The following is a 13,697-nucleotide window of genomic DNA, read 5'->3' on the forward strand; positions in this document are numbered from 1 at the left end:
AGTTTCGATGTTGCGTAGCCTGCTCCTTCTGCCGCTGCTCGTGCTGGCGCCGCTCGCCCAGGCGCAGCAACTCGCGCCCGAACAGGCGGCGCTCAAGGCGCATGTCCAGTTCCTCGCCGCCGATGCGTTGCGCGGCCGCGAAGCGGGGACGCACGAATATGATATCGCCGCGCAATATGTCGCCGCACAGATGCTCGGCGCCGGACTGAAACCCGCCGGGGAAGAAGGCTGGCTCCAGCCGGTCGGGCTCGTTACCTATCGGCCCGCCGCCAGGGCGAAATGGACGCTCATGCGCGGCGGCACGGCGATCCCGCTCCAGTTCGGAATCGACTTCGTCAATTCGGGCATCCCGACCACGCCGGATTTCACGGCCGAGGGACAGGTCGTCTTCGCCGGCTACGGGCTCGTTTACCCCGAGGGCAAGCGCGACGATTATCGCGGGCTCGACGTGCGCGGCAAGATCGTCGCGATCTATGCGGGCGTGCCCGAAGGGCTGCCGGGCGAAGTCGCCGCGCATCTGGGAGACGACGACCAGAAAGCGCGTCTGGCGCAGGCACGCGGCGCCAAGGCGGTGATCATCATCGAATCGCTCGAACGGCGCGCTGAATTCCCGCTCGAGGCAATGGCGCCTTATTATGATTACGAGCGCACCACCTGGGTCGGTCACGACGGCAAGGCGCACATCGTCGCCCCCGGCGCGCCGGTGGTCGGCACGATGGGGCAGGCGGGCGCCGAGAAACTGTTCGCGGGTTCGCGGATCAAGTGGCGCGACGTGCTCGCCGCCGAGCGCCGCGGTACGCGGATGCCTACCGGGCCGCTGGTCGGCGTGCTCAAGGCGACGGCCAGCACGCGCGTCGCGACGGCGCGCAGCAGCAATGTCGTCGGAATGCTCGAAGGTTCGGACCCGGCGCTCAGGAACCAATATGTCGTGGTCTCTGCACATCTCGATCATGTCGGGGTGGGCGAGCCCGAAAAGGGCGACGACATCTATAACGGCGCACTCGACAATGCCGCGGGCGTCGCGACGATGCTCGAAGTGGCGCGCGCGTTCGAGGCATCGGGCAAGCGTCCGCGTCGCTCGATCCTGTTCGTCGCCGCGACCGCCGAGGAGAAGGGACTGGTCGGCTCGAGCTATTTCGCCGCGCATCCGGGAGTGACCGGTCCGCTCGTCGCCGACGTTAATCTCGATATGCCGATCCTTACCTTCACGATGCAGGACCTCGTCGTGCTCGGCGGCGAGCGCTCGAGCCTCGGCGCGACCTATGCCGCAGCCGCCGCGACCGAGGGCCTCAAGGTCGTGCCTGATCCCTCACCCGAAGAGATGTTCTTCGTGCGCTCGGATCATTATAGCTTCGTCCAGGCGGGTATTCCCGCGGTCTCGATCGACAGCGGCCCCGGAGGCCCCGGCGCGGCGGCGCAGCAGGATTTCCTCGCCAACCATTATCACAAGCCTTCGGACGATCTGTCGCTACCGATCGATTGGGCGGCCGCGGCGAAGTTCACCCGCGTCAACTACGCCGCCGTTCGCGCGCTCGCCGATTCGGATGCGCGGCCGAGTTGGAACAAGGGCGATTTCTTCGGCGCGCAGTTCGGCGGCCATGGCGCGCGCTAGATGCGCCTGCTGATCTTCGGCCTCGGCTATACCGGCGGCGCGATCGCCCGGCATCTGGAGCCCGGCGGCTGGCGGATCGCGGCAGTCACGCGCGAGGGGCGCGAAGGCAGCATCGCGTTCGCCGATGCCGATCGCGTCGCCTTCGAGATCGCGCATGCCACACACATCCTCTCGACTGTGGCGCCCGACGAGACCGATCCGATCCTCGCCGCATACGGCCCGCAGCTCAAGGAGGCGCGCGCGTGGCTCGGCTATCTCTCCTCGACCGGAGTCTATGGCGATGCGCGTGGCGCGTGGGTGGACGAGACCGCGCCGATCGGCACCGGCCGCCGGGCCGCCCGCGCCGAGGCCGATGCGGCATGGCTCGCGCGCGGCGCGCGGGTGTTCCGGCTGCCCGGCATCTACGGACCCGGCCGATCGCCGCTGGAGCGTGCAGCGCGCGGCGAGGCGGCGCGGATTCTTGTGCCCGGCCAGGTCTTCAGCCGCGTCCACCGCGATGACATCGTCGCCGGAGTGGTCGCGGGATTCGACGCGCCGGCCGGGGCGTACAACCTTGCCGACGATCTGCCCGCGCCGCAGAGCGATGTGGTCGCCTATGCCTGTGCGCTGCTCGGTATCGCCCCGCCGCCGCTGGTGCCGCTCGAAGAGGCGGAACTCAGTCCGCAGGCACGCGCCTTCTATTCGGAGAATCGCCGCGTCGCTAACGGCAAGGCGAAGCGCCTATTAGGCTGGCGGCCGCTTTTCCCGGATTATCGGTTGGGCCTGCGCGCCTTGAGCGCCAGCACCAGCCCGACGATCACCAATGCGGCGCCCGACACGGCGAGCAGCGACCAGCGATAGCCCTCGAACAGCGTCGAGAGCAGCATCGCGATCACCGGGATCAGAACGCTGGTATAGGCCGCCTTGGCCGGACCGATCGTGCGGATCAGCTGGAAATAGACGGTGAAGGCCAAAGCCGATCCGAACACCCCGAGATAGAGCGTCCCCGCGACATAGCCCCAGCGCGGCTCGATCACCGGCGGGCCGACGGTCGCCCACGCCCAGACCGCATCGATCGCCGCGCCGGTCAGCATCGCCCAGCCGAGCGTCGTCGCCATCGGATAGGCCTTGGCGGTCTTCATCGCCTGCATGACATTGGCGACCGAGGCTGAAAGCACGCCGAGCAGGGCAATGCCGATGCCGATGAGCGCCTGTTCGGGACCCGCGTCGCTCAGCCGCGCCTCGTGGAGGAACAGCAAGGCCACCCCGGCCATCGCCACTGCCGATCCGATCAGCAACTGGCGCCCCATCAATTGGCCGAGGAAGATGCGCGCGAGGATCGCGTTGGGCACCAGCAGCAGTGCATAGACGATCGCCACCACGCCCGAGGTTATGTGCTGCTCGGCGCGGTAGACGAAGTTGAAGTTGAGCACGAACTGCGCGAACCCGAGCGCGATCGCAAACGCCCAGCCGCGCAGGTCGAGCCGCAGCGAATCGCGCCGCAGCAGCGCCCAGCCGAGGATCACGATCCCCGCGATCGTGAAGCGATAGGTCACCGACCAGCTCGGCGGCACCACCGCGAGCTGGTCGCGGATCACGATCCAGGTCGATCCCCAGATCAATGTCACGACGAGGAACGGGATCAGCACGACGAGGTGCGCCGAACGCGGCGGCACCGGCTCGACCGGCGGCTCGATGATCGGCGCCTTGTAGGAAGTGAACCGTCTCACAGCCTTGCGATCGCCTCCGCCAGCGGCCGGATCGCGTCCTCGCTCTGGTCCCATGAGGTCACCAGCCGCACTTCGCCCGGCGCCCAGTCGTAGAAATCGAAGCCCAGTGTCCGCAGCGACGCGGCTTCGTCGGGGCCGACCTTGAGGAATATCTCGTTCGCCTCGACCGGATGGACCAGCCGGTCGCCCGCGGCAGCGGCGAGCAGTCGTGCGCCGGCATTCGCCGCGCGGGCATTGGCGAGCCACAGATCGCCTTCGAGCATCGCGAGCAGCTGCGCCGCGAGGTAGCGCCCTTTGGAGAGGAGCAGTCCCGCGCGTTTGCGGCGATAGAGCGTCGCGTCGGCGAGTTCGGGCTTGAAGAAGATCAGTGCCTCGGCGCTCATCCCGCCATTCTTGACGAAGCCGAAGCTCAGCACGTCGACACCCGCGCGCCACGTCACGTCGCCGGGCGTGCAGCCGAGATGCGCGACTGCATTTGCAAAGCGTGCGCCATCCATATGCAAACCCAGCCCGCGCGCTCTCGCCACGTCGCCGATCGCAGCAACCTGTTCGGGCGCATAAGCCAGCCCGTATTCGGTGGCGTTGGTGATCGAGATCGCGTGCGGCTGGACCCAGTGGACGCCGCTCTGGACCCGGTCGAGCACCGCCGTCACGCTCTCCGGCGTCAGCTTGGCACCCGGACCCTCGGCCAGCGCGAGCTTGGCGCCGTGGGTATAGAATTCGGGCGCGCCGCATTCGTCGTTCTGGATATGCGCGTCGCGGTGGCAGACGACGCTGCCGTGCGGCGGGCAGAGCGCGGCGAGCGCCAGCGCATTGGCCGAGGTTCCCGAAGGCACCCAGAGCGCGCGCACCGGCGTGCCGAACAGATCCGAGAACGCGCCGTCGAGCTGCTGCGACCAGCGATCGCCGTCATAGGGGGTGTCGAGCGTGTTCGCGCGCGAAAGCGCATCGAGCACCTGGCTGCAGACCGGGGCGGCATTGTCGGAGAAGAAGCGCATGCGGTTGCCATCGCGGCCCCTGCGCTTCAGGTCAATTCCCCGTGTCCTCGCGGCGCTCGTCACGGTCGCGCGGCGGCGGGCCCGGCTCGTCTCCCGGGATTCCCTCATCGTCGGGCGGCAGCCGATCGCGCGAGGGTGTCACTTCGGTCTCGATGCCGGAGCCTTCGACGAAATCGCCGACGGCGTTGAACACGTCGTCGAGCGTCATTTCGTTGTCGCCATAATCGTCCTCGACCACCGGGGACGGCGGCAGCGAGACGCCCAAAGCGCGGACCATGAAGTCGCGCCACACCCGTGCCGGGATGCCGCTGCCCGACAGGCCGGGGCTCGGCGAATTGTCGTCATTGCCGATCCACACCGCGGCGACCAGATCGCCGGCATAGCCGATGAACCAGGCGTCGCGATTGTCCTGCGTCGTCCCAGTCTTGCCGAAGGCGGGGATCGACAGCGCGGCACTGCGTCCGGTGCCCGAAGTCACCACCGATCCCAGCAGCGAGCGCATGTCGTCGAGCTCGCCGCCGCGGAAGCGCGTCGCCGATCCCAGCCCTGCCGCCAGCCAGTCGTCGGCGGATTCGGCGTCGTCGAGCCCGCGCGGGCGCACCGGATAGCTCCCGTTCGCCACCGCGGCATAAGCAGCGGTCAGCTCGAGCAGCGACACGGTCGAAGTGCCCAGCCCGATCGAGACGTCGTTGGCGATCGGCGTCGAGATACCGAGATCGCGCGCGGCGCGGGTCACCTTGGCCACGCCGATCTCGTTGGTCAGCCGCGCCGCCACGACGTTGCTCGATTTGGCGAAGGCCTGGCGCAGCGTGATCTTGCCGGCATAGCGCCCGTTGCTGTTGGTCGGAGACCAGCCGCCGATCGTCACCGGCGAATCGTCGACGATGCTGTCCGGAGTCATCCCCGAGCGCAGCGCCGCGAGATAGACGAACAGCTTGAAGGTCGACCCCGGCTGGCGCCGCGCCTGGGTGGCGCGGTTGAACGGGCTTTCTCGGTAACTTTTGCCGCCGACCATCGCGACGACGCGCCCGTCGGGCCGCATCGCCACCAGGGCGATCTGCGTCTTTCTGAGCCCCGCGCCGCGCACCGCGCGTTCGGCCGCCGCCTGGATGTTGGTCTCCAGGGTGGTCTTGACGGTCTGCTCGGTCGCCACGCCGCCGGCGCGGTCGCGTGCCTCGGGAAGCACCCAATCGGCGAAATAGGTGCCGTTGGGCAGCTCCTTCTCCTTGCTGACCCGGAGCACCGCAGGCCGGACGCGCGCTGCCTCCTCCTTGTCGAGCAGCCCCGCCGCGACCATCGCGCCCACCACAAGCTTCTGCCGCTCGCGCGCACCCTTGAGGTTACCCGTCGGCGCGAGCCGGCTAGGCGCCTTGACGAGTCCCGCGAGCAGACTTGCCTGGCTCAGCGTCAGATTCTCGGGCTCGACGCTGAAATAATGCTGCGCAGCCGCGCGCAAGCCATAGACGTTGTCGCCGAAATAGACGTTGGAGAGATAGCGCGAGAGGATCTCGTCCTTTGTCAGCCAGGCCTCAAGCCAGAAGGCGATCATCACTTCGCGCAGCTTGCGCGTCACTGTCCGGTCGGAGGTGAGGAACGCGTTCTTGGCGAGCTGCTGGGTGATCGTGCTGCCGCCCTGGGAGCCGCCGCTGCTCGTCGCGTTGTGGAGGAAGGCGCGCAGGATGCCGCGCGGATCGACGCCCATATGGCCGAAGAAGCGCCGGTCCTCGATCGCGATGAACGCGCCCGCGACATGCTTGGGCAGCTTGGTGACGTCGACCGGCGCAGCGATGTCCGCGCCGCGCCGCGCGATCGGCTTGCCTTCGGCCGAGAGCAACGTGATCGACGGTGGCGCCGGCGGCTGGAGCGATTTCGACAAGGGTGCGGTCAGCGCGAGCCACGCCACTGCGATCACGAACAACAGGATGAACCCGGCGACACCCCAGCTCACCCAGCGCCAGCGGAAGCGGAACCGTTTGCGGATCGCGGGGAGGTTCGGCGTCTCGCCTTCGCCGGCGGGCGATCCGCCTTCGGGCGGCCCGGGAGGCGGCGGCGGTGGCGGCGTCGCGGCGCGCCAGAACGGGTCGGGCGTCAATGTCGGCTTGGGCGGCGGGGGCGCTACCGGGCCGATCTTCACGTCGAGCGGGGCAGGATCGGCGCGCGAGGGCCGCCACGCGCGGACCGCCGCCGCCGCCGGGTCTTCGCCGGTTTCAGCAGGTCGCCGTAGCGGGAAGCGGACATCGCCGGAGCCGGGTTCGCGGGCCATCAGGGCCTCTTATCGGCCTCAGGCCATTGGGAAAAGCACAACGCCACGGTGTGTTGTTATTATAAGACAGTTCGCGGGGCAAGTTCGGAAATGTGCAGGTGTCCCGCCTCAGGCCTCCAGCTCGACGTCCCAGTAGAGCCAGTCGCGCCAGGTCTGGTGGAGATAATTGGGCGGAAAGCGCCGGCCATGCTCTTGGAGCTGCCAGCTGGTCGGGCGGATCGGCTCGATATGGAGCGGCATCGCCGCCTGTTTCGGGGTGCGCCCGCCTTTTTTGAGGTTGCACGGCGCGCAGGCGGTGGCGACATTTTCCCATGTGGTGCGCCCGCCCTGGGCGCGGGGAATGACATGATCGAAGGTGAGGTCGCGCTGGGTCCCGCAATATTGGCAGGAAAACTTGTCGCGGAGGAACAGGTTGAAGCGCGTGAAGGCGGGGAATTGGGAAGGTCTAACATATTGTTTGAGCGCGATGACCGAAGGAAGCTTCAGCCTCGCGCTGGGACTTCGGACCTCGCGTTCGTAGAAGGAGACCACGTCGACCCGGTCGAGGAACAGGGCCTTGATCGCGGTCTGCCACGGCCACACGCTGAGGGGATAATAGCTCAGCGGCGTGTAATCGGCGTTGAGCACGAGCGCGGGGCAACTGTCCGGATGGCGGATCAGATCGGGATGGTACATGCGCTCCCTCACCCGTTTTGCTCGGCCAGCACTCCCTGGCCGGGAATGGTGACGGGCGCATGACAGCATATGCCGCGACTCGCGGTCAAGGGCCGGTCTGATGGTTATCCACACGCGATTCGCACCGAGCCCGACTGGGCGCCTGCATCTGGGGCACGCTTTCTCGGCGATCCAGGCGCATGATTTCGCGCGGGCGCAAGGCGGGCGTTTCAGCCTGCGCATCGAAGATATCGACGGCGCGAGGAGCCGGCCGGAACATGTCGACGCGATCCTGCGCGATCTCGAATGGCTGGGGCTCGGGTGGGACGGTGAAGTGACGTTCCAGTCGCAGCGGCTGGAACCGTATCAGGCGGCGCTCGATCGGCTGAAAGCGATGGGCCTGCTCTATCCGTGCTTCTGCACCCGCTCCGACATCGCCGCGAGCCTGTCGGCGCCGCACGGGCCCGAGGGGGCGCTGTATCCGGGGACCTGCAGGGGGCTGGCGGATCCGGGCCTGTCGCGACCCCATAGCTGGCGGCTGGATGTGGAGAAGGCTCTCAAGATCCTCCCCGGCACGGGGAGGGGGACCGCCGCCGAAGGCGGTGGTGGAGGGGGAGTGCCACAAAGTACGCCGCCCGCGGAGAGCCCCCTCCACCAGCCTGGGGCTGGTCCCCCTCCCCGTGCCGGGGAGGAATTATACTGGCACGATGCCTTCGCCGGCCGGGTCCGCGCCGATCCGCTATCTCATGGCGACGTGATCCTCGCGCGCAAGGACGCGCCTGCCAGCTATCACCTCGCCGTCACGGTCGACGATGCCGCGCAGGGCATCACACATGTCGTGCGCGGGATGGACCTGTTCGCCGCCACGCATGTCCACCGCCTGCTCCAGGCGCTGCTCGGTTTGCCGATCCCCGAATATCGTCATCACGCGCTGCTGCTCGGCCCCGACGGCACGCGCCTCGCCAAGCGCCACGGCGCACCCAGTCTCGAGGCGATGCGACTGGCGGGCGAGGACGGCCGCGCGCTCGCCGATCGGCTGCGCCGGGGTCTGCTTCCGGTTGGATTCGCGTCGGCAAAGGCGTAGGGCTGGGGCATGACCTTCTTCCTCGCCGCCCTGCTCATCGCCGCCATGCTCGCGGTCGTCTTCGTCCTCATCAAGGGACTGGTGAACATGGCGCAGACCACCACCAAGGATCTGGAGGGCGAGGGGCCCAGCGATCGCGCGCTCAGGTCGAACAAGCTGATGCAGCAGCGCATCCTGCTGCAGGGGGTCGCGATCGCGATCATCGCATTGCTGCTGTTGATCCTGTCGGCAAAAAGCTGATCGGCGCGCCGCTCAGCGGCTGAGGATCACGAGGCACCATATCAGAGCGATCAGCATCAGGCCGATTAGGACCGCGAGTTCGACATCGAGCAGCGGCGGGCGGCGCATCGTCGCGCCGCTTCAGAGAAATCCGAGGTGCGTCACCGTCGATTGATGGAGCGGATTCTTGAACCTGAGCCCGACCACGCCTTCGCGCGACCAGACTACCGTTGCCGGCATCGGTGAGAGATGGGCGATCGCCACCCATACTTCGTCGCCTTCGTGCAGGCCCCAGGTGAAGACCTTGCACCCCTCGACCGAGACATCGGCGACTTCGCCCTTGATCCGGCGCACTTCGCCGCTCGCGCGGATCGTCGCCGTCAGGGCGGTGGGAGTGCGTGGATTCGCGCGTCGATCGGTCTGCGCGAAGCGACCGAAGCGTGCGTCGTTGGTTTCATGATCAATCGGGTTCATACGGACTTCCCCTACCTGACCAGATATCCTTCCAAGGGTTTACGGGTGGTGCCGGAAAAGGGTTAGCGACGCATAAAATCGCTGCGGGCCGCGGCGCGGAAGAGCAGGCCCGACACCAGCCACATGCCGACGAAGAATATCGCGATTCCCACCGGCAGGTCCATGTGCGCGATCAACGCGACTGCGCTCACCAGCAATTGTGCGAAGGCCGTGGCGAACAAGGCGCGCGCCATCCCCTCGGGCCGCAGCCGGGCGAGGAAGGCGCCGGTGATTGCGATGGCGAGGATGCCGAAGAACGCCAGATTTGCGGGATTGCCCTCATCGCCGATGATGCCGACGGCCAAGTTGCTCCAGACGATCAGGAAGCCGGTCAGCAGCGCGACGGCGACCGTCGCGCGATAAGCGGCGTTGCCCGTCATTCCCACCACGAGCTCATACGCGATTCCGACGCCGCCGATCAGCAGGATCGCGAACACGAAATCGGACGCCGTCCACGCCACTTCGTCGGTGAACCGCATCGCGATCAGCGGCAGCAAGATCAACGCCGCGGCGGTGCCCCAGCCTGCAAGGCGCCAGGGGCTCACGTGACGATTTGCGTCCGCAGTCATGTTTCATCTCCTGTATCCGATCGGACCGACAATAAGCCGGGCCCCGCATGAGCGGCATGAGCGGCGGGTGAGGATTTGCTGAGCAATGCGCCGGGCTTTCGCCCCGGCTGCTCCGGGCGTAAGGACAAGCGCGCATGGTAAAGCTCAACAAGATCTACACGCGCACCGGCGACGACGGTACCACCGGGCTGGTCGACGGATCGCGCGTGTCCAAGGCCGATCCGCGCATGGCGGCGATCGGCGATGTCGACGAGGCCAATAGCGCGATCGGCGTGGCGCGGGCCGCGCTGGGTCCGGGAAGCGTCAGCGAGATGCTCGCGCGCATCCAGAACGACCTGTTCGATCTGGGCGCCGATCTCGCCACGCCGATCGGGATCGAAGGCGCGCTGCGCGTCGTGCCGGCGCAGATCGAATGGCTCGAGGAAAGCATCGATCATCTGAACGGCGCGCTCGATCCGCTGACCAGCTTCATCCTCCCCGCCGGCGAGCCTGCCGCCGCCGCTCTCCACCTCGCCCGCGCAATCGCCCGCCGTGCCGAGCGGACCACGGTCGCCGCGGCGGCGCAGGTGGCATTGCGGCCGGAAGTGGTGACCTATCTCAATCGGCTGTCCGACCTGCTGTTCGTCGCTGCGCGCGCAATGAACCGGAACGGGGCCGGGGACGTTCTATGGGTGCCCGGCGCCTCGCGCTGATCGGATTCGTTTCGGGTTGACGCTACGGCGCCCCCGGCGTAGGGGGAACATTATGAGAACGGAGCGCGATGTAAACCCGGCTTCCTCCGCACTCGCGTCGCGTTTCGCCGCGGTTCGGGCGCTGACCGCCGATCTTGTCGCGCCGCTCTCCGATGCCGATGCGACGATCCAGTCGATGGACGATGCGTCGCCCGCCAAATGGCATCTCGCGCACACGACGTGGTTCTTCGAAACCTTCGTTCTGCGCGATCACGTGCCCGGCTACCAGGTGTTCGACGAACGCTGGCCGTTCCTGTTCAACAGCTATTACGAGGCCGAGGGGCAGCGCCACGCGCGGCCGCGCCGGGGCATGCTGTCGCGGCCGTCGCTCGACGAGATCCTCGCTTATCGCGAGGCGGTTGACTCGGCGCTGCTGGCGGCGCTCCCTGATCTGCCCGCATCGGTGCGGGATCTGGTCGCGCTCGGTTGTCATCATGAGGAGCAGCATCAGGAGCTCTTGCTCACCGATATTCTCCATCATTTTTCCATAAACCCTTTACAATCAGCTATTTGGCCGGGGGATCCCAAGGTCCCGGTCGCAATGCCCGGTCCGACCGGCTGGATTGAAGGGCGCACGGGCGTGATCGAGATCGGCCATGACTTGGTGTCAACCGGGCCGGGAAAAACGCGAATCGTGTCAAGTGTGTCAACCGTGTCAACCGGATTTGCCTTCGATTGCGAGGGCCCGCGGCACACCGAATTGCTCCATCCGCACGCGCTGGCGGACCGCACCGTGACCAACGGTGAATGGGCCGCTTTCATCGCCGACGGCGGCTATCGCGATCCGCGGCACTGGCTGTCGGACGGCTGGGCCTGGGTGCAGGCGGAGCGCATTGCGGCGCCGCTTTATTGGGAACAAGGCGACGGCGGCTGGACCCGCTTCGGGCTCGATGGCCGCCGCCCGGTCGATCCGGCCGCGCCGGTCACCCATGTCAGCTTCTTCGAGGCCGATGCCTATGCCAGCTGGGCCGGCGCGCGGCTGCCGACCGAGTTCGAATGGGAAGCCGCGGCGAGCGGGCATGATCCGAACGGCGGCAACCAGCTCGATGCGGCCGGCGCGGTCGAGCCGCGTCCGTCCGCGGGCGGCCCGGCCTTCTTCGGCGATGTCTGGGAATGGACCGGCAGCGCCTATCGCCCCTATCCCGGCTTCCGCCCCGCCGAGGGCGCAGTCGGTGAATATAATGGCAAGTTCATGAGCGGGCAGTTCGTGCTGCGCGGCGGCAGCTGCGCGACACCGCGCGGTCATGTTCGGGCGAGCTATCGCAACTTCTTCTATCCGCACCAGCGCTGGCAGTTCACCGGCGTACGCCTGGCCAAGGATCTCTGAGATGCTCAAGCAGGAGCCCCAGGACGGCGAGCAGAGTCTTGCCGATCCCAATTTCCGCGCCGATGTGCTGAGCGGCCTCGGCGGACAGCCGCGGGCGATCCCGGCGCGGTGGTTCTACGATCGCCGCGGCTCGGAATTGTTCGAGGCGATCACCGATCTGCCCGAATATTATCCCACCCGCACCGAGACGGCTTTGCTGATGCAGATCGGCCCGCAGCTCGGCGCGCTCGCCGCGTCCAACGCGGCGGTGGTCGAGTTCGGATCGGGCTCGTCCGCCAAGACGCCGATCCTGCTGCGCGCGATCGATCCCGCCGCCTATGTGCCGATCGACATTTCAGGCGAGTTCCTGCGCCACTCGGCGCGCGAATTGTCGGCGGGTTTTCCGGGGCTTCCGGTGTTGCCGGTCGAGGCCGATTTCCTGCGCCCCGTGCCGCTGCCTCCCGAAGTGAGCGGCCTGCCGAAGCTCGGCTTCTTCCCCGGTTCGACGATCGGCAACATGAACGCCTTTCACGCCGTCGATCTGCTCCGGGCGATGCGCGAATGGCTGGGCGAGGGCGCTCGGCTGCTGATCGGGATGGATCGGATCAAGTCGCCCGGCATCCTCGTCCCCGCTTACGACGACGCGCAAGGCGTCACTGCCGCGTTCAACCTAAATCTGCTCGAGCGGATCAACCGCGAGCTCGCCGGCACGATCCCGGTCGAGGCCTTTCGCCACCGCGCGATCTGGAACGCCGATGCCGCGCGGATCGAGATGCATCTCGAGGCGCAGCGCGAGGTGGAATTCTCAGTCGACGGCCGCACTTTCGCAATGGATGCGGGCGAGACGATCCACACCGAGAACAGCCACAAATACGGTCCCAATGGCGGCCGCATGCTGCTGCGCGCGGGCGGCTGGACGCCGATCCGCGAGTGGACCGATCCGCAGGACTGGTTCGCATTGATGCTGTGCGAGGCACAGCCATTGCGGATGGCGCCCTAGCGCGCCGGCACCGCCTCGGCCTTCCATGTGCGCAGCCAGTTGTTCGAACCGCGGCACTCGCCCATTGCGCGGGCCTCCACCAGCCGGAACATCGCGCCGTCCCAGACATAGGTTTCCGAACTTCCGCAATCGCCGATCCCGCGACCCTTCATGTAGCTGCCGAGCTCGGCCTTGGCGGGATCCCAATCGGCATTGACCAAGGTCGCAATGCCCTCGGCCTCGGTCCAGCCGGGCACCTGGTCGAAGCGTGCGACAACGGCCTTGCCGTTCTCGATCACGAAGGGGACGCTCGAGAAGTTGTACGCGCCGCTGCCGCACGGGATCAGCGCGAGCGTCTTGCCGCCGCCCAGCGCCCATGCCTCGGTCTTGGGCAGGTCGCCCTCGCTGCCCGCGTACACTGCGTCGCAATCCGATTGCTTGCCCATCGCCGCGCGCAGCGCCGCTGAAATCGCCGCAGGCTTCCCCGTGGGCCGCACGAAGGTCACGCGCGGCGCGGGCGGTGCGGCTGGTACGGCGCCCGGGGGCCTCGCCCCTTTTGCGACCAGTGCCGCCGTGGTCCCTGCGCGGCCCTGCCCGGCGTCGAAATAGCGCAAAGTCGCTGAAAGGCCCTTGAGCGAAGCCTGGCTCAACACCTTGTCGCCGCCGCGCAGCACCAATGTGTGGCCCTTGAGCATGGCATCGGCGAGCTGGTTGGCCTGCAATCCGATGATGACAACGCTCGGTCCGCTCACGCCGCCGCTCAGCACCGTCTTCCCGTCGACTTCGATCCGCCAGCCTCCGCGATATTCGGCATCGGGGGATATCTCGATCGCCAGCGCGCCCGTCGGCCCGGCTTCGCGGGTGATTGCGATCTGCGGCACATTGTCGAGATTCTCGTCGGCCATCAGCGACGCCGCCTCACAGAACCGAAGATTGTCGCAGGCGGCCGCCCAGTCGCCGAACGACTTGACCTCGGAGGGGCTGGCGGCCTGTGCCGCGGCGAGGAGCGCGAGGATCAGCATGCCGCAAGTCTAGCCGAAGCGCTCTCGCGGGGGTAGGT

General features: G+C 67.5%; 14 protein-coding genes. 7 read left to right on the forward strand and 7 right to left on the reverse strand.

Annotation, left to right across the window (positions count from 1 at the left end):
- Window positions 1–7 precede the first annotated feature (7 nt).
- Window positions 8–1,612: a M20/M25/M40 family metallo-hydrolase gene (locus ASE13_RS00815; protein ID WP_056610248.1), complete on the forward strand. Its 1,605-nt coding sequence runs from the start codon at window positions 8–10 to the stop codon at window positions 1,610–1,612.
- On the forward strand, window positions 1,613–2,452 hold the full coding sequence (locus ASE13_RS00820; protein ID WP_056610250.1) for a hypothetical protein: 840 nt from the start codon (window positions 1,613–1,615) through the stop codon (window positions 2,450–2,452).
- Here the strand turns inward: ASE13_RS00820 and ASE13_RS00825 are convergent.
- From ASE13_RS00825 to ASE13_RS00840, 4 genes are all read right to left on the reverse strand, one after another.
- Window positions 2,362–3,321 (reverse strand): DMT family transporter, encoded by a 960-nt coding sequence (locus tag ASE13_RS00825; RefSeq protein WP_235536791.1) that lies wholly within the window; start codon window positions 3,319–3,321, stop codon window positions 2,362–2,364. The genes ASE13_RS00820 and ASE13_RS00825 overlap by 91 nt on opposite strands.
- A complete protein-coding gene (locus ASE13_RS00830) occupies window positions 3,318–4,319 on the reverse strand; it encodes a threonine aldolase family protein (protein WP_056610252.1) in 1,002 nt (333 codons plus the stop codon). Before ASE13_RS00830 ends, ASE13_RS00825 begins: the two co-directional genes overlap by 4 nt.
- Window positions 4,320–4,350: 31 nt before the next feature.
- Entirely contained in the window at window positions 4,351–6,582 is a 2,232-nt protein-coding gene (locus ASE13_RS00835; RefSeq protein WP_082596310.1) for a transglycosylase domain-containing protein, read from the reverse strand.
- Between the two features lie 108 nt (window positions 6,583–6,690).
- Complete coding sequence (locus ASE13_RS00840; protein WP_025560879.1) at window positions 6,691–7,257, reverse strand: HNH endonuclease; 567 nt, start codon at window positions 7,255–7,257, stop codon at window positions 6,691–6,693.
- Between the two features lie 100 nt (window positions 7,258–7,357).
- On the opposite strand from ASE13_RS00840, the gene ASE13_RS00845 reads away from it, so the two are divergent.
- Both ASE13_RS00845 and ASE13_RS00850 read left to right on the forward strand, forming a co-directional pair.
- Window positions 7,358–8,320, forward strand: a complete 963-nt coding sequence (locus ASE13_RS00845; protein WP_056610254.1) for a glutamyl-Q tRNA(Asp) synthetase — start codon at window positions 7,358–7,360, stop codon at window positions 8,318–8,320.
- Between the two features lie 9 nt (window positions 8,321–8,329).
- On the forward strand, window positions 8,330–8,560 hold the full coding sequence (locus ASE13_RS00850; protein WP_056610256.1) for a twin transmembrane helix small protein: 231 nt from the start codon (window positions 8,330–8,332) through the stop codon (window positions 8,558–8,560).
- A 120-nt stretch (window positions 8,561–8,680) separates the two neighbouring features.
- On the opposite strand, the gene ASE13_RS00855 is transcribed toward ASE13_RS00850, so the two are convergent.
- A complete protein-coding gene (locus tag ASE13_RS00855) occupies window positions 8,681–9,013 on the reverse strand; it encodes a PilZ domain-containing protein (protein WP_056610258.1) in 333 nt (110 codons plus the stop codon).
- 62 nt (window positions 9,014–9,075) lie between these two features.
- Window positions 9,076–9,621: a hypothetical protein gene (locus ASE13_RS00860; RefSeq protein ID WP_056610261.1), complete on the reverse strand. Its 546-nt coding sequence runs from the start codon at window positions 9,619–9,621 to the stop codon at window positions 9,076–9,078.
- A 134-nt stretch (window positions 9,622–9,755) separates the two neighbouring features.
- Here ASE13_RS00860 and ASE13_RS00865 point away from each other — a divergent pair, with 134 nt between their 5' ends.
- The 3 genes from ASE13_RS00865 to egtD are packed head-to-tail and all read left to right on the forward strand — an operon-like array spanning window position 9,756 to window position 12,658.
- A complete protein-coding gene (locus ASE13_RS00865) occupies window positions 9,756–10,313 on the forward strand; it encodes a cob(I)yrinic acid a,c-diamide adenosyltransferase (RefSeq protein WP_056610263.1) in 558 nt (185 codons plus the stop codon).
- 52 nt (window positions 10,314–10,365) lie between these two features.
- Complete coding sequence (egtB, locus tag ASE13_RS00870; RefSeq protein WP_056610265.1) at window positions 10,366–11,679, forward strand: ergothioneine biosynthesis protein EgtB; 1,314 nt, start codon at window positions 10,366–10,368, stop codon at window positions 11,677–11,679.
- Between the two features lies 1 nt (window position 11,680).
- Window positions 11,681–12,658, forward strand: a complete 978-nt coding sequence (egtD, locus tag ASE13_RS00875; protein ID WP_056610267.1) for an L-histidine N(alpha)-methyltransferase — start codon at window positions 11,681–11,683, stop codon at window positions 12,656–12,658.
- Here the strand turns inward: egtD and ASE13_RS00880 are convergent.
- Window positions 12,655–13,659 (reverse strand): DUF1176 domain-containing protein, encoded by a 1,005-nt coding sequence (locus ASE13_RS00880; protein WP_056610270.1) that lies wholly within the window; start codon window positions 13,657–13,659, stop codon window positions 12,655–12,657. The genes egtD and ASE13_RS00880 overlap by 4 nt on opposite strands.
- Between the last annotated feature and the right edge of the window lie 38 nt (window positions 13,660–13,697).

This window comes from Sphingomonas sp. Root241, assembly GCF_001428865.1.
In the GTDB taxonomy this organism is placed as follows: Bacteria; Pseudomonadota; Alphaproteobacteria; order Sphingomonadales; family Sphingomonadaceae; genus Sphingomonas.

Excerpts from the sequence above, each read along its gene's own strand:
- ASE13_RS00815 (WP_056610248.1), top strand. The coding sequence starts at position 8 with ATGTTGCGTAGCCTGCTCCTTCTGCCGCTGCTCGTGCTGGCGCCGCTC.
- ASE13_RS00820 (WP_056610250.1), top strand. The coding sequence starts at position 1,613 with ATGCGCCTGCTGATCTTCGGCCTCGGCTATACCGGCGGCGCGATCGCC.
- ASE13_RS00830 (WP_056610252.1), bottom strand. The coding sequence starts at position 4,319 with ATGCGCTTCTTCTCCGACAATGCCGCCCCGGTCTGCAGCCAGGTGCTC.
- ASE13_RS00835 (WP_082596310.1), bottom strand. The coding sequence starts at position 6,582 with ATGGCCCGCGAACCCGGCTCCGGCGATGTCCGCTTCCCGCTACGGCGA.
- ASE13_RS00840 (WP_025560879.1), bottom strand. The coding sequence starts at position 7,257 with ATGTACCATCCCGATCTGATCCGCCATCCGGACAGTTGCCCCGCGCTC.
- ASE13_RS00845 (WP_056610254.1), top strand. The coding sequence starts at position 7,358 with ATGGTTATCCACACGCGATTCGCACCGAGCCCGACTGGGCGCCTGCAT.
- ASE13_RS00850 (WP_056610256.1), top strand. The coding sequence starts at position 8,330 with ATGACCTTCTTCCTCGCCGCCCTGCTCATCGCCGCCATGCTCGCGGTC.
- ASE13_RS00855 (WP_056610258.1), bottom strand. The coding sequence starts at position 9,013 with ATGAACCCGATTGATCATGAAACCAACGACGCACGCTTCGGTCGCTTC.
- ASE13_RS00860 (WP_056610261.1), bottom strand. The coding sequence starts at position 9,621 with ATGACTGCGGACGCAAATCGTCACGTGAGCCCCTGGCGCCTTGCAGGC.
- ASE13_RS00865 (WP_056610263.1), top strand. The coding sequence starts at position 9,756 with ATGGTAAAGCTCAACAAGATCTACACGCGCACCGGCGACGACGGTACC.
- egtB (WP_056610265.1), top strand. The coding sequence starts at position 10,366 with ATGAGAACGGAGCGCGATGTAAACCCGGCTTCCTCCGCACTCGCGTCG.
- egtD (WP_056610267.1), top strand. The coding sequence starts at position 11,681 with ATGCTCAAGCAGGAGCCCCAGGACGGCGAGCAGAGTCTTGCCGATCCC.
- ASE13_RS00880 (WP_056610270.1), bottom strand. The coding sequence starts at position 13,659 with ATGCTGATCCTCGCGCTCCTCGCCGCGGCACAGGCCGCCAGCCCCTCC.